This window comes from Roseibium algae, assembly GCF_037783265.1.
Lineage (GTDB): Bacteria > Pseudomonadota > Alphaproteobacteria > Rhizobiales > Stappiaceae > Roseibium > Roseibium algae.
This window is the reverse complement of the sequence record NZ_JBAKIA010000002.1, coordinates 36,228-59,167: the sequence shown is the minus strand read 5'-3', so window position 1 is coordinate 59,167 and position 22,940 is coordinate 36,228. Positions and strand designations below refer to the sequence as shown.

At 55.5% G+C, this 22,940-nt stretch carries 17 protein-coding genes; 13 read left to right on the top strand and 4 right to left on the bottom strand.

Annotated features, from left to right (window positions below):
- Positions 1 to 96: 96 nt before the first annotated feature.
- The 9 genes from hmgA (at position 97) to V6575_RS03890 (ending at position 12,214) form a co-directional block, all read left to right on the top strand.
- Positions 97 to 1,434: a homogentisate 1,2-dioxygenase gene (gene hmgA / locus V6575_RS03930; RefSeq protein ID WP_340272782.1), complete on the top strand. Its 1,338-nt coding sequence runs from the start codon at positions 97 to 99 to the stop codon at positions 1,432 to 1,434.
- The gene (locus tag V6575_RS03925; protein ID WP_340272781.1) at positions 1,431 to 2,375 is read left to right on the top strand and encodes an MBL fold metallo-hydrolase; all 945 of its coding nucleotides are present in this window, start codon (positions 1,431 to 1,433) and stop codon (positions 2,373 to 2,375) included. Before hmgA ends, V6575_RS03925 begins: the two co-directional genes overlap by 4 nt.
- Complete coding sequence (locus V6575_RS03920) at positions 2,372 to 3,388, top strand: fumarylacetoacetate hydrolase family protein (RefSeq protein ID WP_340272780.1); 1,017 nt, start codon at positions 2,372 to 2,374, stop codon at positions 3,386 to 3,388. The genes V6575_RS03925 and V6575_RS03920 overlap by 4 nt, the downstream gene beginning before the upstream one ends.
- A 42-nt stretch (positions 3,389 to 3,430) precedes the next feature.
- The gene (locus tag V6575_RS03915; protein ID WP_340272779.1) at positions 3,431 to 4,390 is read left to right on the top strand and encodes an MBL fold metallo-hydrolase; all 960 of its coding nucleotides are present in this window, start codon (positions 3,431 to 3,433) and stop codon (positions 4,388 to 4,390) included.
- A gap of 5 nt (positions 4,391 to 4,395) precedes the next feature.
- A complete protein-coding gene (locus V6575_RS03910) occupies positions 4,396 to 4,920 on the top strand; it encodes a DinB family protein (protein WP_340272778.1) in 525 nt (174 codons plus the stop codon).
- Positions 4,921 to 4,929: 9 nt separating this feature from the next.
- Complete coding sequence (locus V6575_RS03905) at positions 4,930 to 6,561, top strand: FAD-dependent oxidoreductase (RefSeq protein WP_340272777.1); 1,632 nt, start codon at positions 4,930 to 4,932, stop codon at positions 6,559 to 6,561.
- Positions 6,558 to 6,764 (top strand): DUF2783 domain-containing protein, encoded by a 207-nt coding sequence (locus V6575_RS03900; RefSeq protein WP_340272776.1) that lies wholly within the window; start codon positions 6,558 to 6,560, stop codon positions 6,762 to 6,764. The genes V6575_RS03905 and V6575_RS03900 overlap by 4 nt, the downstream gene beginning before the upstream one ends.
- A gap of 212 nt (positions 6,765 to 6,976) precedes the next feature.
- A complete protein-coding gene (locus V6575_RS03895; protein ID WP_340272775.1) occupies positions 6,977 to 9,451 on the top strand; it encodes a methyl-accepting chemotaxis protein in 2,475 nt (824 codons plus the stop codon).
- A gap of 297 nt (positions 9,452 to 9,748) precedes the next feature.
- A complete protein-coding gene (locus tag V6575_RS03890; RefSeq protein ID WP_340272773.1) occupies positions 9,749 to 12,214 on the top strand; it encodes a methyl-accepting chemotaxis protein in 2,466 nt (821 codons plus the stop codon).
- Positions 12,215 to 12,289: 75 nt separating this feature from the next.
- Here V6575_RS03890 and kce read toward each other — a convergent pair whose 3' ends face one another.
- From kce to V6575_RS03870, 4 genes are all read right to left on the bottom strand, one after another.
- Positions 12,290 to 13,243, bottom strand: coding sequence for a 3,5-dioxohexanoate:acetyl-CoA acetone transferase (gene kce, locus V6575_RS03885; RefSeq protein WP_422785514.1), 954 nt, complete (start codon positions 13,241 to 13,243; stop codon positions 12,290 to 12,292).
- Positions 13,240 to 14,187: a 3-hydroxyacyl-CoA dehydrogenase gene (locus tag V6575_RS03880; RefSeq protein ID WP_340272772.1), complete on the bottom strand. Its 948-nt coding sequence runs from the start codon at positions 14,185 to 14,187 to the stop codon at positions 13,240 to 13,242. The genes kce and V6575_RS03880 overlap by 4 nt, the downstream gene beginning before the upstream one ends.
- 179 nt (positions 14,188 to 14,366) lie before the next feature.
- Positions 14,367 to 16,823 carry an autotransporter family protein gene (locus V6575_RS03875; protein ID WP_340272771.1) on the bottom strand — a complete coding sequence of 819 codons (2,457 nt, stop codon included), beginning with the start codon at positions 16,821 to 16,823 and terminating at the stop codon, positions 14,367 to 14,369.
- A gap of 179 nt (positions 16,824 to 17,002) precedes the next feature.
- The gene (locus V6575_RS03870) at positions 17,003 to 17,941 is read right to left on the bottom strand and encodes a YihY/virulence factor BrkB family protein (protein WP_340272770.1); all 939 of its coding nucleotides are present in this window, start codon (positions 17,939 to 17,941) and stop codon (positions 17,003 to 17,005) included.
- A 236-nt stretch (positions 17,942 to 18,177) separates the two neighbouring features.
- Here V6575_RS03870 and V6575_RS03865 point away from each other — a divergent pair, with 236 nt between their 5' ends.
- The 4 genes from V6575_RS03865 to V6575_RS03850 all read left to right on the top strand — a co-directional run bounded on the left by V6575_RS03865 (position 18,178) and on the right by V6575_RS03850 (position 22,940).
- Positions 18,178 to 18,765 (top strand): ANTAR domain-containing response regulator, encoded by a 588-nt coding sequence (locus tag V6575_RS03865; protein ID WP_340272769.1) that lies wholly within the window; start codon positions 18,178 to 18,180, stop codon positions 18,763 to 18,765.
- Between the two features lie 50 nt (positions 18,766 to 18,815).
- Entirely contained in the window at positions 18,816 to 19,985 is a 1,170-nt protein-coding gene (locus V6575_RS03860; protein WP_340272768.1) for a CmpA/NrtA family ABC transporter substrate-binding protein, read from the top strand.
- A 403-nt stretch (positions 19,986 to 20,388) separates the two neighbouring features.
- Complete coding sequence (locus tag V6575_RS03855; RefSeq protein ID WP_340273338.1) at positions 20,389 to 21,744, top strand: CmpA/NrtA family ABC transporter substrate-binding protein; 1,356 nt, start codon at positions 20,389 to 20,391, stop codon at positions 21,742 to 21,744.
- Between the two features lie 113 nt (positions 21,745 to 21,857).
- Positions 21,858 to 22,940 carry an ABC transporter permease gene (locus V6575_RS03850; RefSeq protein ID WP_340272767.1) on the top strand — a complete coding sequence of 361 codons (1,083 nt, stop codon included), beginning with the start codon at positions 21,858 to 21,860 and terminating at the stop codon, positions 22,938 to 22,940.

Below are 22,940 nucleotides of genomic sequence, written 5' to 3'. Positions count from 1 at the left end.
TCCTGATCCATGTGTTCTGACGTTGCCTTGACCTCGGCAATTCATAAAGTTACATATGAAACTAATTTCAGTCATCCAGTCGGGAGGGCCATGTTGATGCGCCGCGACAAAAGCCAAAACACGCTCGATTACATGTCGGGCTTCGGCAATGATTTTGAGACCGAAGCGCTTCCAGGTGCCTTGCCGCAGGGCATGAACAGCCCGCAGAAATGCCCTTACGGACTTTATGCCGAGCAATTATCAGGCACCGCCTTCACCGCGCCAAGCCACCAGAATGAGCGCACCTGGTGTTACCGAATCCGGCCATCGGTGAAGCATTCCACCCGCTACACGAAGATCGATCTTCCGTATTGGAAGTCGGCACCTCATGTGGATCCGGACGTCATCTCTCTGGGGCAGTACCGGTGGGATCCGGTGCCGCATACCGAGCAGAAGCTGACCTGGCTGACGGGCATGCGCACCATGACCACAGCGGGCGACGTCAACACGCAAGTTGGCATGGCCAGTCACATCTATCTTGTTACCCAGTCCATGGTGGATGAGTATTTCTATTCAGCTGACAGTGAGCTGTTGATCGTACCGCAGGCAGGCAAGCTGCGCCTTGCCACAGAGCTTGGCATCATGGATCTGGAACCGCAGGAAATCGCCATCATTCCGCGCGGACTGGTCTATCGGGTCGAGCTGCTTGAGGGGCCTGCACGGGGCTTTGTCTGTGAGAATTACGGCCAGAAGTTCGAGCTGCCGGGCCGCGGGCCTATCGGCGCCAACTGCATGGCCAACCGGCGCGATTTCAAGACGCCGGTTGCAGCTTTTGAAGAGCGCGACGTGCCGTCCAAGATCACCATAAAATGGTGCGGTCAGTTCCATGAAACCAAGATCGGCCATTCGCCGCTGGATATCGTTGCATGGCATGGCAATTACGCGCCGGTGAAATACGATCTGAGAACCTATTGCCCGGTCGGGTCCATCCTGTTCGATCATCCGGATCCGTCAATCTTCACGGTGTTGACGGCCGCGTCCGGTGTTCCGGGAACCGCCAACATCGACTTTGTCCTGTTCCGGGAACGCTGGATGGTGGCGGAGGATACCTTCCGGCCGCCCTGGTATCACAAGAACATCATGTCCGAGCTGATGGGCAACATCTACGGTCAGTATGATGCCAAGCCACAGGGCTTTGTTCCCGGCGGCATGAGCCTGCACAACATGATGCTGCCCCATGGTCCAGACAGAAACGCCTTTGAGGGCGCGTCCACTTCGGAGCTGAAAGCGGAGAAACTGGACAACACCATGTCCTTCATGTTCGAGACCCGCTTTCCGCAGCATCTGACGAAATTTGCCGCCAGTGAAGCGCCCCTCCAGGATGATTACATTGATTGCTGGGACAGTCTGGAGAAGAAGTTCGACGGCACACCGGAAGGAAATTGGGACAAGTGAAGTCTTCTAAACGGGAAAAGACCCCAAAAAATCCCACAGAAAAGACCAATGAGGACCGTTTGGTCATTCTCGGCTCCAAGGGCGGCCCTGCCATTCGGCCAGGTGGTCCGTCGCCGACAAGCTGCCTGTTGGAAATTGCAGGGCGGACATGCGTCATCGATTGCGGGCTGGGCGTCACGCGCGGATTGGTCGAGGCGGGCGTGACGCTCAAGGACCTCGATCTGATTTTCATCACGCATATGCACTCAGATCATATGCTGGAGCTCGGGCCATTGCTTCACACCGCCTGGACCACCGGATTTCAGACCAAGGTGACTGTCTTCGGTCCTGAGGATCTCAAGGACTACTGGGATGGCTTCCTGGCGTCCATGCGCTACGATATCGACCTCAGAATTGAGGACGAAGGGCGTTTGGATCTGCGCGATCTGGTGGACATACGGGTGATTGAAGCTGGCCGGGTGATTGAGGACGGCGCGCTTGATTTGACAGGCGGAGACCTTCGCGTGTCCGCTCTTCGCGTCGATCATCCACCTGTCGTTGATTGCTTTGCCCTGCGGTTTGAAGTCGAGGATGAAAATGGCAATTGGTCAGTTGTCTTTGGCGCTGACACGGCTTTTTTCCCGCCGCTGGCGGAGTTTTCCTCCGGGGCTGACATCCTCGTTCATGAAGCCATGCTTGAACACGGCGTCGACCGGATCGTTGAAATCACCGGCTATGGGGAGCGGTTACGCCAGCATTTGATGGCCAGTCACACACTGGCTCCAAAGGCTGCAGAAATCGCGGCGCTGGCCAAAACACAGCATCTGGTGCTCAATCATCTGATCCCTGCGGATTTGCCGGGCTTTGAGGAACAGGACTGGCTGGATGCTTGCGCGCCGCAGTTCAAGGGAAAGACAACAGTCGGCTTTGACGGCCTGACGATATCAAGGGAACGCTCATGAAACTCGCATCGCTCAAGGACGGCAGCCGGGATGGCAAGCTGGTGATCGTCAATGACAGCCTGACCCGTTGCACGGAGGCGGTCCATATTGCGCCGACACTTCAGGCTGCCTTGGACAATTGGCACAAGGTGGCGCCGAAGCTGGAAGTTCTGGCCGAAAGTCTATTTCACGATGCTGTGCCATCGCTTCGGTTCCATGAGCATGATGCCATGTCTCCCTTGCCCCGCGCCTATCAGTGGGCCGATGGTTCTGCCTACGTCAATCACGTGGAGCTGGTGCGCAAGGCCCGCAATGCCGAGATGCCCGCAACCTTCTGGACCGATCCGTTGATGTATCAGGGCGGTTCGGACAATTTCCTGGCGCCCCGTGATCCGATCCGCATGGCCGATGAAGCCTATGGCATCGACATGGAAGGCGAGATCGCCGTGATTGTTGGCGATTTGCCCATGGGCGCCAACCTGGATCAGGCACGTGATGCCATCCGTCTTGTCATGCTGGTCAATGATGTCTCCCTGCGTGGCCTGATCCCGGCTGAACTCGGCAAGGGCTTCGGTTTCTTCCAGTCCAAACCCTCTTCAGCATTCTCGCCAGTGGCTGTCACGCCGGACGCTCTGGGCGATGTCTGGGATGGCGGCAAGCTGTCGTTGCCCCTGCGAGTTGACTACAATGGCAAGGCCTTCGGCCGGGCCGAAGCTGGCATCGACATGACCTTCGACTTCCCGACACTGATTGCCCATGCTGCCAAGACGCGCGCGCTCAGTGCCGGTACGATCATCGGCTCTGGCACGGTGTCGAACAAGCTGGAGGGCGGTCCGGGCAAGCCGGTCACAGATGGCGGCGTTGGCTATTCCTGCATTGCCGAGATTCGCATGATCGAGACCATCAAGGACGGCACAGCCAAAACACCCTTCATGAAGTTCGGCGACACGGTCCGCATCGAGATGATGGACAAGGCCGGTCATTCAATCTTCGGAGCGATTGAGCAAGTGGTCGAAAAATACGAGGGCGCGTAAGGGCTTTTCTCGGATAAAACCGCCCGCATACAGGACAAAGACATGAGCAAGAAATTCGCATCCGCAGGCGATATGGCGGAAAAGAAGATCTCTTTCACGGAAATCGGCCGTGACATATGGGCGTTCACCGCCGAGGGAGACCCCAACACTGGGGTGATTATCGGCGACGACAGCGTCATGATCATAGAGGCGCAGGCAACGCCTGAACTTGCCCACAAGGTGATTGAAAAGGTGCGCTCGGTCACCGACAAACCGATCAGTCATCTTGTCCTGACCCACTATCATGCTGTGCGCGTGCTTGGGGCAGCTGCCTATAAGGCTCCGACGATCATCATGAGTGAGAAGGCCCGTTCCATGGTCGTCGAACGGGGTGCGGAGGATCGTGCCTCAGAATTCATGCGCTTCCCCCGCCTGTTCCAGGGCTATGACAGTGTCGATGCCATCCCGAGCCTGACCTGGCCAACCTCCACCTTCACCGACCGCATGACCGTATATCTCGGCAAACGCCGGGTAGATCTGATGCATCTGGGCCGTGCGCATACGGCCGGTGACATTGTCGCCTATGTGCCGGACGAGAACGTCATGTTCACGGGCGATATCGTTGAATATCACTCAGCATGCTATTGCGGCGACGGTCACTTCCACGACTGGCCGGGGACGCTGGAACGGATCCGCAATTTCAATCTGGATGCCATTGCGCCAGGGCGCGGCGATGCTCTGATCGGCTCGGATATGGTCAATGCGGCATTGGATTCCACGGCGGACTTTGTGCGCTCGACGTACAGCCCGGTTGCGCGTGTTGCGCTGCGCGGTGGATCGCTCAAGGAGGCCTGGGACGCCTGTCGTGCGTCCTGCGATCCGAAGTTCAAGGACTATGCCATCTACGAGCATTGCCTGCCATTCAATGTCGCGCGCGCCTATGACGAAGCGCTCGACATTGACACCCCGCGCATCTGGACCGCTGAGCGCGATGCAGACATGTGGGCTCAGTTGCAGGGGTAACCAACATGTCAGCCGCATTGGAGCAGCTCTGTCTGATGGCGCGCAACAATGCTTGGGCGAATGGACGTCTGCTTGGGGCCTGTCTGGCCCTGAGCCAGGCGGAGTTTGAAGCCGAGCGCAGCGGGTTCTTTCCGTCGATCAGGGAAACGCTGAACCACAACCTCTCGGTGGATCGATACTATCTGGATTCTCTGGTCGAGGGCGGCAAGGGCCGTGCTGTGTATGATGAAGAACCAGCCAAGACGGTGGCTGCCTTGCTGCGGGAGCAAGCGGATCAGGACAGGGCGCTTATCGTGTTCTGTGAGGCTTTGATCGAGGACGATCTGAGTAGAGAGCTTATGCAGGATCGCGGGGAGCATGGCATGTTCTCAGAGCGTATCGATCGCACGTTGCTGCATCTGTTTCAGCATCAGACGCATCATCGTGGTCAGGCCCATGCGATGCTGTCCAGCACCCAAGTGGCTCCGCCGCAACTGGATGAATTCTTTCTTGAATTCGACAGACATCCAACAGCCATCAAGCTGTTCTGAAAACCTGACATGGGAGGAGAGCCAGTGTCGGAAATCTTCGAAACGCCGCTCTATCCGTATGTGCGCTCGCCAGATCAGGATGCCGCGACGCCGGTCAATCATCCGGTTGTTGTGATTGGTGCCGGGCCTGTCGGGTTGGCGACGGCGATTGATCTGGCCCTGTCTGATGTGCCCGTGGTGGTGCTGGATGAAAACGACAAGGTGAGCTTCGGTTCCCGCGCCATTTGTTTTTCCAAGCGCTCCTTGGAGATCATGGATCGGCTGGGTTGCGGCGATGCCTTCGTAGATAAGGGCATCTTGTGGAACGTTGGCAAGGTCTTCTTCGGTGATCGAAAGGTATATGATTTCAACCTTTTGCCAGAAGACAGCCACAAGCGGCCAGCCTTCATCAACCTGCAGCAATATTATGCCGAGATTTTTCTGGTGGAGCGGCTGCGCGAGCTTCAGGCCGAAGGCAAGCCCATAGAGATCCGTGGAAACAGCAAGGTTGTTGCACTGGAAACCTCAGATGCCGAAAATCGCCTGAGCGTGGAGACGCCGGACGGGCCTTATGACCTGACGTGCGACTGGTTGGTTGCCTGCGATGGGGCTGGTTCGCCGACCCGGTCCATGATGGGGCTCGATTTCGTCGGGCGCGTGTTTGAAGACAATTTCCTCATCGCTGATGTCACCATGAAGGCTGACTTTCCGACCGAGCGCTGGTTCTGGTTCGATCCGCCGTTCAACAAGGGCCAGTCGGCTCTGCTGCACAAACAGCCGGAGGGCGTCTGGCGGATAGATCTTCAACTCGGTTGGGACATCGACAAGGACGAAGAGAAAAAGCCGGAAAATGTCATCCCGCGCCTGAAGCAGATGCTGGGCAAAGAGGTGGAGTTCAATCTGGAATGGGTGTCCATTTACACGTTCCAGTGCCGCCGCATGGAGAAGTTCCGCCATGGGCGGGTGTTGTTTGCGGGCGACAGCGCCCACCAGGTCTCACCGTTTGGCGCGAGGGGAGCCAACTCCGGCTTCCAGGATGCGGAGAACCTCGCCTGGAAGCTCAAGTTGGTGATCGAAGGCCTGGCGCCAGACAGCCTGCTGGACAGCTATAATGAAGAGCGGGTCTTTGCGGCTGATGAGAATATTCTCAATTCCAGTCGCTCGACGGATTTCATCACGCCGAAGTCCGACATCAGCCGGATTTTCCGCGATGCAGTTCTGGATCTTGCTGAACATCAGCCCTTTGCCAGGCCGCTGGTGAACTCCGGCAGACTGTCACTGCCAAGCACTTATGATGGCTCGACGCTTGTTGGCAAAGACGCCGCTGATTTACCAGTCCGAACCCGGCCCGGAGCCCCGGCCTGCGATGCGTCACTTGCGTCTGGCTGGCTGCTGGATCAGCTGAAGAACAGCTTTGTCTTGCTGGGCCTTAATTGCGAAATTCCTGGCAGCTTTCAGCATCAGGGAATCCAGGTGGACGGCATCAGTCTGGCATCGTCTGACATCAGCGCAGACTTACAAGAACGCTATCTGGGCGAGGCTGCCTCTGCGGTTTACCTCTTGCGCCCGGATCAACATGTTGCAGCTCGCTGGACGGGATTTGATCGCAATGCTGTTGAAGCCGCGCTGGACCATGTGACCGGAAGAACAGGTGCTCAATGACAGAGAGTTCAAAGACCAAAGGACTGGACCGTCCGGATGATTTTTACGCCGAGCTTTTGGCGGCACACGAGGGCTTGAGCAAAGAGGAAAGCGATGCGTTCAATGCTCGGCTCATATTGGTTCTGGCCAACGAAATAGGAGACCATAAGAGGCTTGTAGAGGCTTTGGCCATCGTCAGGTTAAACGACGAGATGAAAGGTTGAGCCTTGGAATGGGACCAAGCCGCGTTCCTTAAGGAAGAATAGCTACGCCGCGTTGCGCAAAAAAATTGTGCAATGCGGCTTTCATCTCATTGAATTCGCTGCGGAATGCTGACTATTCTGACCACAAGGCGCTGATTTTATTGTCATTTTTCACTATTTATTTATCACAAGTGCTGTGTACTCCCGATATATTTAAGGTCAGGAGATACACTGTGAACTGGTTGACTAAGCCACTGGGCAATATGCGGTTTTCACTTAAAGTCGGTGGAGGTTTTGCGACTACGACACTTTTGACGGCCGCTGTGGGCATCGTCGGTACAATGGCAATTTTACGGCTGAATGAACAGTCTGAGCTAAATGCCAAGGCAACCTCGGTGATGGCCAGCCTGCAGCAGGCATCTGCTGATCAAGAGGCCTTTTTGAACGAGAGGACGCCTGAATTGGCGATCCGTGCCAAGAGCCAAATCAAGCAGCTTCGCAGTGACTTGGAAACCGTTGACAACAGTCTTGACCCATCAGCGGATGCCCGAGAGGGCGTTGCCACTGCGATTCAGTCCGTTGATGGGGTGAATGCCGAGTTTGAGGACTTGGTCGAAGCCCTCAGTCAACAGGAAGTCAGCAGCCAAAAATTATTGGGTGCATCGCGCAGTCTCGAACTTCAGGCCCAGGGGATCGTCGATAAAATGCGAGGGCTGCAGAGTGAAGCAGTCGAAAAAGCGGCTTTGGCAAATACGGAGCGTAACCATGCTGACAAGCTTGGCCGGATTGTCGCCTCGGTGCTAGAGCAGGTGATCACCCTTGAACAGCTGTATTCAGACAGTTCACAGTCCAAGAAGACTGGCCCCATGGCAGCTATGCAGGGGGGCTTTGTCGACAAGAAAACCAGCGCAAAAGCCATGCGCGTTGTCAACGGATTGATCGCCTTGACCAGGGAAGGCAAGTCGCTGAATGTGACGGGCGTGAATGTGGAGGCTATGAACGTGTTGAGCGATACGGCACTAAGGGCAAAGACGTCCCTTGAGCTTGCTATCAATGAGCTCAATCCGTTCACGCGCATTAAACATGACAAGGCCTTGAGAAAGGAAGTCAAGAGTATCAGTGCAAGTGCCAAGGGGCTTCGCGGTGTGATTTATCGCGCGGTCGATGGTGCGCGCAGCACGGCCGAAGCAAGCCAAGAGAAGCTCGCGGCAGTTGATAGCGTTGCCTATAATGGAAACGACTTCCTTCAAACGACGCTGGCAGTTCGCGCTGACACCATGGAACTGTTTGCTAAAATCGGATCGGGTTCTGACAAGAAGGTTATAAGCCGGATCAACAAACTGGTTGGTGCCCTTGGGGTGCTTAAAAGTGACGCTGCCACCTTCCCGGAGATTGGCGAAGCTGTTACCGAATTGTCTTCTGCTGTTGGTGAATACAGAGCCATCTTCCAAGCGATGGGAGAAAACAAAGAAGCTTACGATGAGCATCTCGATCGCCTGTCAGAGTTTTCGGAGCAGGTTCGTGAGCAGATCGCAGGAATGGCGGCCACTCAGTCGGAAACGGCTTCCATGAAGGCCCAAAATGCCCTGGTCTGGATTGGAGTGACTGTGTTGATCGCTATTGCTGCCGGAGTTCTGATAGCAATTGCTCTTTCCCTCGTCATTACACGTCCAACCCGGCGTCTGACCGATGCTATGGCACATCTGGCGGAAGGGAATACAGAGGTTGAAATTCCATCAACCGACCAGCGTGATGAAATTGGCGACATGAGCCGTACAGTCCAGGTGTTCCGAGACAATGCGTTGGAGCGCTTGCGCCTGGAAGAGGAAAGCCGAAAGGACCAAGCGCGACGTGAGGAGCGTCAGGCCGAAGTGAGCACTTTGATTTCCGCTTTCAAGGAAGATGTGCAGGGGCTGCTTGGCTCCCTGGATGAAACCGCACGTGATATGGACAATACAGCCAGCTCTTTGGGGGACATTGCGGCGCGAAGTTCTCAGCAGGCCAATGACACAGCTTCTGTCAGCCAGGACGCAAGCATGAGCGTGGAAAACGTTGCGGGTGCAGCAGAAGAACTATCTGCTTCGATTGCAGAGATCGGTACTCAGGTACAGCGAACGACTGATATTGTCAGCTCGGCAACTGAATCGGTTCGAGATACCAATGGCAAGGTGCATACATTGGCTGACGCCGCTAGCAAGATTGGCGAGGTTGTTACGCTCATCCAGGCGATTGCCGCCCAGACCAATTTGCTTGCGCTGAATGCGACCATTGAGGCAGCTCGTGCTGGTGATGCAGGAAAGGGCTTTGCCGTCGTTGCCTCAGAGGTCAAGGAATTGGCGACCCAGACATCAAAGGCAACTGAAGAAATCGGCTTGCAGGTTTCCACAATTCAGGACTCCACCACTGAGGCGGTTGACGCCATCGCAGGAATTTCGGCGACAATGGAGGAGGTCAATGGTTACACCCAGGCCATCGCGTCGGCGGTGACCCAGCAGGGCGCTGCGACCAATGAGATCTCTGGTAACGTGCAACGTGCCTCTGAGGGAACGCAGACTGTGCAGAGCAATATGCGCAACCTTGCCGAGACGGTGGAGCAAACTCAGCAGGCATCGGAAACCGTCCTGACATCTGCTGGTAACCTCGGTGCGCGCGGAACGGCGATCAAGGGGTCCATTGAGACATTTCTTGACCGGGTCGCAGCTGTTTAAAAACTGCAATTACATAATAATTTTAGAGTGAGAGCCCCGAGGTTTTTTTGCCTCGGGGCTTTGCATTTTTACCGTTGTTTGATTTCAGAGGGGTGCATTTGCGTCGTTGACGTCCCTCGGTTTAATTTTTTTCAAAAAAATTTTGTTTTTTGAGGATGTCTATCTAACTGTTTTATAAATCAATTTTGGAAAAGAAGTATAGCGCTTCTGCAGGTGAACTAATGCGTGTAATTTCTTCACTTTTTCTTCATGCCGATAAGAAACTCTCTGAGTAACTTGAGCTTTAGGAGTACGGCTGTGAACTGGTTGACGAAACCCCTTGGGAACATACGTTTCTCTGCAAAAGTTGGTGGCGGATTTGCGGCGATGGTTGTTTTGACGGCAGCTGTTGGCGGACTGGGAACCCTCTCGATCCTGGAATTGCGCAACCAGGCCGGTATCAACGCAGCTGCAACCTCGGCAATGGCCAGCCTGCAGCAGGCCTCTGCTGATCGGGAAGCATACTTGGGCGTGCGCGAGCATGAGCTTGCTGACGTTGCAAGGGAGCAGATTAAGGGCTTGGCGGGAAAGTTGGATGTCCTGGCTGGCGATCTTGATCCTTCTGGTCAGGCTTACGCAACTGTGCTGGCGTCCAAATCATCTGTCGAACAGTTCGAGGCGGAGTTTGCATCGGTGGTTGACGCTGTTGTTATACAGCAGGACAAAGTGACGTCCTTGGTGAAGTCCTCCGGTCGTCTTGAGTCTCTGGCGAAGGGCATCACGGAACAAATGATGAGTGTCCAGCGAGAGGCCTCAAGCGCGAATAAAAAGGCAACGAGCCTGCGTAACCGGTCCGATAAACTCGGTCGTTTGATCGTTGGTGCCCAGGATGACACACGCACTTTGGACGATACGTTCCAACGCATTTCGGCAGCCAGTATGTCAATGGATGAAAAGGCCAAGAAGGCTTCTGCAGACCTCTTTGCAAAGGCTGTTGAAACGGCTGTTGGATTGGCGAAACAGACCAAAAAATCAGCAAAACTAAAAGTCGATGGTGTTTCGCCTGAGCAGTTGAAAGACATTGCTTCAAAGGCTGGCGAACTCAATGAGGTTCTTGCTGCGTCTGCCGCTGAAACGTCACCTTCTAAAAGAATGCGATTGCGCCAACAGGCAAGTGCTCTTGCTGCAGAAATCGGAAGCGCAGCAGACGTTGTGCGAACGGACGTCTATGCAGCCTCGGATGCCGCGCGCAAGATTGCTGGCACCAGCGGATCCAAACTGAACGTTGTTGAACTGATCTCTACGAACGCTGAAAAGTTCCTTCGCGAAACATACAGCTTGCAATCCGGTACAATGAGCCTTTTCTCCGGCCTTGGCACAGTCACACCACAGGACGTCGGCAATCGGTTAGGCATTTTGCAGAATATCGCGAACACGCTCCTGGCAGACTCTGCTGCCTTTCCTGAAATAAAAGCGCCGGTCGAGAGTATTTTGGCTGAAATGTCCATCTATGAGGCCGAGTTTGCGGCCATGATGGATGCGCGCAAGGTCTTTGATGAAACCAATCAAACGCTGGCTCAGCTGTCCGATCAGGTTCGCACCCAGATTACCGATATGGCTGCTGATCAGTCCAGCTCCACGACGAGCCAGGCGAACAGTTCTTTGATCCTGATTGCCATTGCTGTTCTGGCAAGCGTCGGTTTTGGAACGCTCATGGCTGTTGCATTGTCTTTGGTGATCACTCGCCCAACCCAAAAGCTGACCGACGTGATGGCGCAGCTGGCAAATGGCGACACCAATGTTGAAATTCCATCTACAGATCAGAAAGATGAAATCGGCAATATGAGCCGCACGGTGCAAGTCTTCCGCGACAATGCTGTTGAGCGTCGCAGGCTCGAGGGTGAGAGCGAGCTCGCTCAAGCCCAGCAGGCCGAACGTCAGGCTGAAGTTGATGCTCTGGTTTCCGGTTTCCGGGACAGTGTCCAAGATTTGCTTGGGTCCATGGATGAGACCGCACGGGAGATGGATGTTACGGCCAATGCGCTTGGGGATATCGCATCGCGCAGCGCGCACCAGGCATCCGACACAAGTCAGGCAAGTGAAAACGCCAGCATGAGTGTTGAAAATGTCGCCGGGGCGGCTGAAGAACTCTCTGCATCGATCGGGGAAATAGGTTCTCAGGTTGGCCGCACGACAGACATTGTGTCTTCTGCAACAGGGGCCGTGCGTGATACCAATGGAAAGGTCACTTCGCTGGCCGAAGCTGCTGCTAAGATTGGAGAAGTGGTTAACCTCATACAAGCCATTGCAGAGCAGACGAATTTGTTGGCCTTGAATGCGACAATTGAAGCAGCCCGTGCTGGTGACGCTGGCAGAGGGTTCGCAGTGGTCGCAGCGGAAGTCAAAGAACTGGCAACACAGACCTCCAAGGCAACCGAGGAAATCGGGGCTCAGGTCTCGACCATTCAGATGTCAACGGGCGAAGCGGTCGATGCCATTTCGTCAATCTCTTCTACAATGGAAGAGGTCAATGGTTACACGCAGGCGATTGCTTCGGCCGTCACCCAGCAGGGCGCAGCGACCAATGAGATTTCCGGCAATGTTCAGCGGGCTTCGGAAGGGACATCTGCGGTCAGAACCAACATGCAAAGCCTTGCCGAAACAGTCGAGCAGACGCAAGCTGCTTCCAGTTCGGTGCTGACAGCAGCTGGCCAGCTTGGCGAGCGCAGCGCTGCCTTGAAGGGCGAAATCGAGACCTTCCTGAACCGTGTCGCCGCAGCCTGACCTGACCAAGGTAATGGCTGCGCTTCGAAGGGCCCCCGGCAAGTCTCTTGCCGGGGGCTTTCTCATTGTGAGACCTTAGAAAGCGACCTTGTCAGCCCCTTTGAGTGACAGGATTTTCCGGGCTTCGTCCGGAGTTGCGACTTCCAGTCCGAGACCCTCGATGATCTTGCGCACCATGGTCACCTGATCGGCGCTGGATTCGGCCAGTTTTCCCTTGCCCGCCCACAGGCTGTCTTCAAGGCCGACGCGGACATTGCCGCCAAGCGCTGCGGCCTGAGCCGCAATGCGCAGTTGCGCAGATCCAGCCCCCAGAACAGACCAGCGATAGGCATCTCCAAACAGCCGGTCAGCGGTCCGCTTCATGTGCTGAACGTCCTCAGGATGGGTGCCTATGCCGCCCAGAAGGCCAAACACGGACTGAACGAAGAACGGCGGTTTGACCAACCCCCGCTCGACAAAATGAGCCAGATTGTAAAGGTGGGAGATATCGTAGCACTCGAATTCAAACCGTGTGTCATTCTCGTAGCAAGTCGAGAGAACATACTCGATGTCCTTGAACGAATTGCGGAAGACCAGATCCTTGGTCGATTCCAGGAACGGCTTTTCCCAATCGTGTTTGTAGGTCTCAAATTTATCCGCCAGATGAAACAGACCGAAGTTCATGGAGCCCATGTTCAGCGAGGCAACTTCCGGCTTGAACTGCGCTGCTGGTCGCACGCGCTCTTCCACCGTCATGTAAGGGCTTCCGCCGGTCGTCAGGTTGAGGGCTGCATTGGTCAACTGCTTGATGCGCGGGAGAAAACGGGCGAACCCCTCAGGGGTCTGGTCGGGCTTGCCGGTCGCCGGGTCCCTTGCATGAAGATGCAGGATGGCAGCCCCGGCCTCTGTTGCCTTGACTGCTTCTGCCACGATCTCATCCGGGGTGATCGGCAGGTGGGGCGACATGGTGGGCGTATGGATCGAGCCGGTGAGGGCGCAGGTGATGACCACCTTTCCCTTGAGCGGATTGGCTGTGTTGGTCATGGTCATTTGCCTGTCTCCTCGTCCTGAGTGCGCTTGTGGGCGGCGAGGGCCATCAAACGCCTGTCGCGCCACTTCTGCCGTGCTTCAAGCTGATCCACGGGCAGGCGTGCCCGCCGGTCATCCTCGATCCGGTCAAGCACAGGGCCTGCCCAATCGACGCGAGTTTTCATCTGCTCAAACATATTGGCGAACATGCCTTGATAACGGGTGGCATAATCGCGGACGCCTGCTGGAGCATTCAAGTCGATGGTCTCGAATGGACCCATGAAGGCCCAACGGGCAGCAAGCCCCTCGCGAATGCCGATGTCGACGTCTTCGGCACTGGCATGTCCGCCCTCAACAAGGCGGAAGGCCTCTTCCAGAAGCGCTGCCTGCATCCGGTTCATGATGAAACCGTCAATTTCCCCGGTCATCATGATCGGGGACTGACCGGCCTGCAGCATCAGGAGGCGGGTCGCCTCCATGGCGTCGGGCGCAGTCCAGGGGGAGGGGACGACTTCCACGGCCTTGATCAGATACGGCGGGTTGATCGGATGCGCGACGAGGCAGCGCTCCCTGCCTGCGATGTGCTCGGTGAAGCGTGATGGCAGAAGTGCTGATGTGGAACTGGCGATGATCGTCTCCGGATCCGCCAAGGCATCAAGCTGCGTGTAGAGCTCTTGTTTGATTTCCAGTTTTTCCGGAGCGTTCTCCTGAACGTGGATGGCATCTTTCAGGGCGGCTGCCATATCTGTCTCTGTCGACAGGCGCGCAAACACCTCGCCCGGCGTCTGGCCATTCAAGAGGTCGTTGTCTTCAAGGTCTTTCAGCACCTCGCCAATGTAGGACAGGGCAGCATTCGGCGCTCCCGGGTCCACGTCCCACAAGCAGACGTCATATCCCGCCCGGGCAAAGCTGATGGCCCAGGCCCGGCCGATAAAGCCAGACCCGACAATTGCAATTTTCGACATGCAGTGCATCCTCCCAAATGACATGCGCTTGCCGACCCACATGGTTGACCCAAGTGGCGCAGGCAAACGGTGCAATGGAAAAAGACAAGCAAATTCAGAGATAAAAGGGAAGGCCGAACAGCTGCAAATGTGGCGTGTCCGGTAAATCAGTGACTGTTGGTGTTTACGCTTGCTCCGTATCAGAAACTCAGCCGGAGGGTTCCCTTGAGGCCGTGGTCCTGCGCATGTGCGCCCAGTTGGCCGGAATAGCGCAGGTCTAAGAGGGTGCTGTTGGAAACGGCCATGTCGATTCCAGCGTCGAAGACGACAGTGTCACGCTCCAGGGGCAGTCCGGAGATGGAAAAGCTACTGGAGCCGGAGGCATAGGACATGACGCTGTCCGGCGCAGTGTCGCCAAAGGCGTGACGCCAGCCCAGTGATCCGCTTACCCGAAACGAAGCGGTGTCTGACAAGTCGATCTCGTGCCCGAGGCGAACGCCAAGGGTCGAGAAGAGGTTGGTCTGATGGCTGGCCCCCACGTTGAGTGCGGCGGCATTGCCTTTTTCGGTAAAGCTCTCGGAGTGGTTGCTGACAAGGCTCAGTCCGGCGAAGGGCTCGACGGTGGAGGCAAGGCCGATGGGAGCGGTGTAGGCCCCTTCCAGCCAGGCCTGACCGGTCCAGCCGGTGTAATCGGCAGTCAGGTTGCCGGGCAGGCCAGCGATGCCGGTCGCGCGGCTGACATCGATCTGGTTGTAGGTGGCCCCGAGGCCCGCCTGCAGGCCGAACAGTCCGAACTGTGCATTGCCGTAGACAAAGCCATGGTAGCCGTCCATCCGCGACTTGGACTGGCGATCGGACGTATTGGAAAAGCTGCGCGAATACCCGAAGGCGACGCCCAGACGTGCTGCGTCGCCAGCCAGCGCATCGATGCCAGCCATCATCCCTCCGGTGGACGTATCGGTATCCGCTGCCGATCCACTGCCCTCGACACTTAGGACATTGCCATAGCCCCGGAACCAGATCTCCGGCGCACTCAGGAATGGCGTGTGGCCGTCACCCTTGCCATGGAAGGCCGTTGAGCTGCCGGACCCGAGCGACTGCTGGGTGCCGAGCATGCGGTTGGACACCACACCGGAGGAGGCGAAGGCAGCATGGAAGGCGCTGCTGGTTGCACTGGCATGGGTCTCGCCGGTCAGGCCATTATAGGCCGAGCTTGCCGACTGGCTGCTGGGGGTGCTGATGAAAGCGTCATGGATGGCATTTCCCGTGCCGAGTTTCTCGATAGTGCCGGCGACAGCCTTCTCGTTGCCGGTCACGGCCTTGGCCGTCACAGCGTTCGCGCTTTTGGTCAGGGTCAAGTAGCCCTTTTTGCCATCAAATCGGGCGCTGGTATCCAGGAAATTGTAACCGGATTTGACCTTGATCTCATCGGTGTCGAACGCCCCGGTGGATGACGCCTCAATGATGGTGAACTCTGTGTCGAGTACCGGAATGAAGCCGGCCTTGTTCGCGTTCACGGAGATGGTTGTGACCAAATAGGTTTGATAGTCGTGACCGGCTGTGTAGGTTGGATTTACAAGATCCTTGGTGATCTTGAGGTCTGCATGTTGGTCAAGGGCAGTTGCGTCAAAACTCAGTGTGGAATCATAACCGAAAACCAGCTGACCGTTGACCGTCGTCGACGGTGATTTGCCGTTGTCCCTGTCCATCATATGCAGCGTTCCGCCATAAAACCAGAGCGTCGTGTTGTTGAAATAGGGGTTGGTGTTGGTTGTCAGATGGATGTTCTCAGCTTCCAAAATGCCGCCACTGTTGACTTTGAAAACATCATATATATTTGCGCTTGGGTCCGGGGTGATATTGAGTGTGCCGACATTGAGAGTAGAATTCTCGATTGAGACGACAGGCTTGTAGGCATAGCCGCTTGGGTAAGGGGCACCTCTCGTGTCTACAATGAAGGTGGTTGCGCTCGCATAAGCTCCGTCGGACATTTTGAAAGTCTGGCCGGTGGAACTTGCCACGCCCAGAACAATCTTTTTCGCATGAAGGGCGCTTCCTGACCCCGAAATATTGACAGTGGCGGTTCCGGATCCTCTTGCATCCGTTTCTGCGCTGTCGTGGTAGTAGCCGCCAGTCAGCAAGCGATCTGTCCAGACCCTGGCTCCATCTTCGATTGTTAATGTGCCATTGCCGCCCTTCTTGCCCAGGAAAATATGGGATTTGACCTTTAAGCCTGCCTTGTCTCCGGCCACTCGAAGGGAGCCAGAAGCAGGAACGACATCGTAGTTCGAGATTGCCTTGAAGTTTTCCCCGATCGTGATTGTATTGACCGGCATGATGGTGACCCCATAATAGGGATCGACAGCGTCATTTGTGATGCTGATCTCGTAGTTCTTGGTGTTTTGACCGGAGCGATCTAAAACCGGATTCTGCCCTATGACGACGTCGCTCCCACCGCTGTGATCTGGACGGTGCCGGTCATGCCAGCAATTCTTGTCAGTCCAATTGCTGTCTTTGCTCGTGCATTCGACGAAGTGGTCAGCGCGGGCCGGACCTTCGGAAAGCGTCAAAAGCCCAAATGAGACCGGAAGCGAAGCAAGGGTCAAAATAAATGGTGAGGCAGATGTTAAGAGCGCATTCTTGGCAAATGATGGCATCGGCTTGACTGCTTCTCACGCTGAAAATATTTAATTCTGAGAAATAACCTAGTCAATGATTGCATATTTTATGGTTAATATAATGATAACGTATGGGTATTTAAGCCTGTTTATCTATTGATCAACCTTTGGATTTTTCCCAAGCGATTTGATTTACTTGTTTCCAAGGGGGCTGAGCCCTAATCACTGAACTTTGCGATTTCGGCATTTAGCTCTGCGCCGATAAGAACCACATAGGTGGACAGGAAAATCCAGATCATCAGGCCGATCATTGCGCCCAGCGAACCATAGGTGGCGCCATAGTCGCCGAAGTTCGATAGAAAATAGGCATAGGCGGTTGAGACAAGGACAATGCCCAGGGCACTGGCAATCGATCCTGCACTGAACAGGCGCCAGCCAACCGGAGCTTCACTTGGCCCCCAGCGGTAGAGTGCACTGATGCCAACAATTGCGCTCAAGACAACGGTCAATGGCAGAAGAAATCCGGCCAGGATCTTGTAGATGCTGCCCAGCCCGACCAGCTTGAACGCGAGCGGCACAAAGACCGCAGAATTGATCAGTATGACGCCGAAGACAATGGTGCAGAATGTGAACATAAGCGTGAGGAATTTGATGTGCAGAAAACTGCGTGTCTCCTCAGCGTCGCTCACGACATTCATGGCCTGAAACAGGGCGGTGATTCCTCTGTTCGAGCTCCAGATTGCAAAGGCAATGGAGGTTGCGAAGGACAGCCCAAGGCTTTTGTCGGGACGGTTGGTCAGACGAACCAGCTCTTCACGAATGATCTCCAGGCCACCTGAGGGCATCATGCCCTTGAGGTTGTCGACTTGCTGCGCCAGAGACGTGGGATCGGTTAGCAGGCCGTAGAGAGATACAAGTGCAGCCAGGGCCGGCACAATGGACAGGATGATGAAGAACGCGGACCCTGCGGCAATCATGGCGACCCGGTTTACCTTCAGCCGTTTGGATATTCGCACGCCAATCCCGGCCCATCCACGAGGCGGGATCTTACGCATTGTGCCACCTAACTTACGGGCTTTTGGCGGTGTTCCAGATTCGGCGGCTGCCGGAGTTGAGATGTCGAGGGCCGATGGTGTGGCCGAGCTGTCCTTCGTCATAAGGTGTCCCGTGGCAGTCTGGCGTCTGAAGCTAGCGTCTGAAATAAAGTTGCGCATATAGCCTAAGTCGTCCCTCGTTACTTTTCGCCTTACAGCGCAGCAGATATGCGCATTTTTGACGATTTTATCGAAAACGGCACATTTTCTACCGTTGCGATTTCTGAAGCATAGGTGATCTTTCAAGCGTAGCTGTTATGATGCATTGCACAATTTAAACGCATGCGCATAATAGCGCCATGACGCCGCAGCTCTCCATCTTGGTCATTGACGACAATCGGATCCGTGCCTCCATTATTGAGCAGGGATTGCGCGATGCTGGCCATGATCAGGTGATCATCATTGGTGAGATTGAAGGGCTTGTCCGGCAAATCACCACCATTGAACCGGATGTGATCGTGATTGATCTGGAAAATCCCAATCGCGATCAGTTGGAGCATATCTTTCAGGTTACCCGTGCGGTCCAGCGTCCGATTGCCATGTTCGTCGACAAATCAGAGAGCGGATCGATTGAGGCGGCTGTTGATGCGGGCGTGTCGGCCTATGTGGTTGATGGCCTTAAGAAGGAGCGGGTCAAACCGATCCTCGATATGGCTATAAGTCGGTTCCGCGCTTATTCCCGTTTGAACCGGGAGCTGGCGGAGGCAAGGACGGAATTGGCTGATCGCAAGACGATTGACCGGGCAAAAGGCATCCTCATGAAGTCCAAAGGCGTTTCTGAAGACGAGGCCTACCGCCTCTTGCGCAAGACGGCGATGAACCAGAGCCGCAAGATTATCGAGGTTGCGCAAGGCCTCGTGATCGCCAGTGGCTTGCTGGAGGATTAAATGATGCCATGCCTCCGATACACCCAAGAGATTTCGATCAGGAAAAACCTATGAGCTTGCGGTCTCGCGACACGATCATTGCCGGATATATTCCGCTACTCGACAGTGCACTGCTGGTGGCTGCGGCAAGGCTCGGATTTGCCGCAGATGAGGGCATTGACCTGAAGTTGGTGCGCGAAACATCCTGGGCCAATATTCGGGACCGCATTTCTGTCGGGCATTTCGACGTGGCGCACATGCTTGGCCCTATGCCGATTGCGGCCTCACTGAACATCACGAGCCTGGCGGTTCCCATGAAAACCGCGATGACGCTCGGCCTGGGCGGCAATGCGATCACTGTTTCCAGCTCTGTCTGGAGCGCCATGGATGGGGCAGGTGCCTCTGGTGACGGGGATCCGGCCTCGACAGGTGTCGCTCTGGCGAAAGTGATTGCCATTCGAGTGCGGACTGGCCAACCTCCCTTGCGGTTCGGTGTCGTACATCCGTTTTCAGGCCATGCCTATGAATTGCGCTATTGGCTCGCGGCGGCGGGTATTCATCCCGACCTTGATGTCGAGATCACTGTTTTGCCGCCGCCTTTGATGCATGATGCACTCGCCGTCGGTCAAATTGATGGCTTTTGTGTTGGCGAACCATGGAACACCGTTGCCATTCAGGCCGGTACCGGGCGCATCGCGACCTTCAAGGAAGTCATCTGGCCGAAAAGCCCGGAGAAGGTGCTGGGCGTTACCGAGCGTTGGGCAGATCGTAACCCGGAAATTTTAAGCCAATTGATCAGGGCTCTGGTGAAATCGGCTGAATGGTGCGGCAATGAAGACAATGCACCGCAGCTGGCCGCGCTTCTGGCGAATGAAGAGTTTCTCGATTGCCCAACGGAGGCCTGCCTGCCAGCGTTGGCAGGACAGATGCGGCTGGCGGACAACGGTCCGTTGCTTGGCGCTTCCTTTATGACGCTCAGTGGTTTTGCCGCTCATTGTCCGCGTGTCGAGCACGGCCTCTGGTTTTATTCGCAGATGGTGCGGTGGGGGCAGGCAGTCTATGCGCCCGCAGATCTGGACATCGTCCGTAAGACCTTTGGCAGTGAGCTTTATCAACGGGCAGTCGGTCAGACTGAGCAAGGCGGTGCTGCCGCTGGACACCAGGCTTCATTCTTTGATGATGTACCGTTTGATGCGGCCCTTCTTGAGGACTATGTCGCCGGGTTTGATCTGAAGTCCTGATGTTCGCAGACTTATTGCATGTGCGTAAAAAATAGTCGGTTGCGAAAATAATAGGCCGAATAATGCTGCGCTGCCAAAAAATGAATTTAAAGATTTTTTCAATTAAATTACTGATAAATAACAAGTATATTGAATAAATTGAAACTGGCACGAAGCCTGCATTGTTAAGCACTAAGAGCCAACGAAGGCCTTCCAGAGTAATTGCCCAAAAGTGGGCACACGGCAAAGCCGCCGATGTGATCTGATCATGCCCCTCCCGCATGAAAGGATCCGTCGGCGGCTTTTTTTATGCGTTTTTCGGTCTTGGGCCCGTCTCCCCGGGTGCTTGCCAGAATGAGGGAACAGCAAGTTGAAGAAGAAAACAGCCACATTCAATCTTGGACGCCGCCTGGTGCTCAGCACCATGCTGGCAGCAGGGCTCTCCGCTCCTTTCGCGTCAGCACAAGCAGAGATGCTTGATGTTGAAAAGGATGAGCTGAAATTCGGCTTCATCAAATTGACCGACATGGCGCCGCTCGCCGTTGCCTATGAGAAGGGCTTCTTCGAGGACGAAGGCCTGTTCGTGACGATTGAGCCGCAGGCGAATTGGAAGGTTCTTCTTGATCGTGTGATCACGGGCGAGCTGGACGGCGCGCATATGCTGGCTGGTCAACCGATTGCCGCCACCATCGGCTTCGGCACCAAGGCGCATATCGTGACGCCGTTTTCCATGGATTTGAACGGCAACGGCATCACCGTTTCCAACGAGATCTGGGAAATGATGAAGCCGCACGTTGAAATGCAGGCCGACGGCAAGCCGGTGCATCCAATTCAGGCGAGTGCGTTGAAGCCGGTTGTCGATCAGTTCATCGACGAGGGCAAGCCGTTCAATATGGGCATGGTGTTCCCGGTCTCCACCCATAACTATGAGCTACGGTACTGGTTGGCGTCTGGCGATATTCATCCGGGCTTTTATTCCAAGACGGACATCTCCGGCCAGATTCAGGGTCAGGCTCTCCTGTCGGTGACACCGCCGCCGCAGATGCCGGCAACCCTCGAAGCCGGAACGATTTATGGCTATTGCGTGGGTGAGCCATGGAACCAGGCTGCAGTGTTCAAAGGCATCGGCGTTCCGGTCATCACCGATTACGAGATCTGGAAGAACAATCCTGAAAAAGTCTTCGGCCTGACCCAGGAATTCACCGAGAAGTACCCGAACACCACCTTGGCTTTGACCAAGGCCTTGATCCGTGCCGCTCAGTGGTTGGATGAAAATGACAACGCCAACCGTCCGGAAGCCGTCGAGATCCTGTCGCGGTCCGAGTATGTCGGTGCCGATGCCGAGGTGATCGCAAATTCCATGACGGGCACCTTCGAGTATGAAAAGGGCGACAAGCGCGACGTTCCAGATTTCAACGTCTTCTACCGCTACTACGCGACCTATCCCTATTACTCGGACGCTGTCTGGTACCTGACCCAGATGCGTCGCTGGGGCCAGATCACCGAGTACAAGCCGGACAGCTGGTACGACGAAGTTGCCAAGTCCGTCTATCGCCCGGACATCTACCTCAAGGCCGCCAAGATGCTGGTTGAGGAAGGCTATGTCGCGGAAGTTGATTTCCCTTGGGAAACAGATGGTTACCGCGCACCAACTCCTGCTGCCGACATCATTGACGGCATTGCCTACGACGGTCGCACTCCCAACGCCTATATCGACAGCCTGCCAATCGGCCTGAAGGGCAAGCAGATCGTAGAAGGCAGCGAAGTTGTTGGCGGCTAACGGCTCCCTCAACTTTTGGAGCGGCGGGTCTTCCTCTCTGCCGCTCCGCACCAGGCCAAAACAAAGCAAAGCAAAGCAATAAAACAGACGTTTCCAGACGAAGGACCATTTCAATGGCCAATGCGGATACAGCCACAAATGGTGAGATTGCCAAAGCGGAGCGCCGTGAACGGCTTTTCACGCGCATCAACAAGGCATCAAGCTGGTTGGAGGCGTTGGGCTTTTCTTGGCTGACGCCCATTTTAAAGATTGCAGCTGGCGACAGTGTCAAGGAGCAACTGGGTGAGCTGAAACGCGTCCTGGTCATTCCGCTGCTTGGCATTGCAACGTTTCTGGTGCTCTGGGGCGTTTTGGCTCCACAGGTGCAAACGTCTCTCGGTGTTGTCCCAGGTCCTGCACAAGTCTGGACCCAGACCGTCAATCTCTGGGAGGATCATGTCCGCGAGCGCGAAAAGGCTGATGCCTTTTATGAGCGCCAGGATGCGCGCAACGCCAAGCTTGTTGCAGCCGGCAAAAGCGATAAGGTCAAATATCGGAATTACACCGGAAAGCCGACCTACATTGATCAGATCGGCACGTCTCTTGTGACCGTCGGGCTCGGGTTTTTGATCGCGACCATGATCGCCGTGCCGCTTGGCATCGCCTCTGGCCTGTCGCGCACGGTCAACGGCGCGATCAATCCGCTGATCCAGATTTTCAAACCGGTGTCGCCACTGGCCTGGTTACCGATTGTCACCATGATTGTCTCGGCGCTCTATGTTGATCCGGTGGGGTGGATGTCCAAGTCGCTGCTGATCTCGGCCGTGACTGTCACGCTTTGCTCCATGTGGCCGACGTTGATCAACACGGCGCTGGGCGTTGCATCCGTCGACAAGGATTTGATGAACGTTGGCCGTGTGCTGCAACTGCCGACTTGGAAAACAATCACCAAGCTGGTTCTGCCATCTTCATTGCCGTTGATTTTTACCGGTTTGCGCTTGTCATTGGGTGTGGGCTGGATGGTTCTGATCGCAGCGGAAATGCTTGCGCAGAACCCGGGCCTTGGAAAATTCGTCTGGGATGAATTCCAGAACGGGTCATCCCAGTCGCTGGCCAAGATCATGGTTGCTGTTTTCACCATCGGCATCATCGGTTTCATGCTGGACAGACTGATGTTTGCCCTGCAGCGCGCCTTCACCTTCTCGGCGAACCGATAG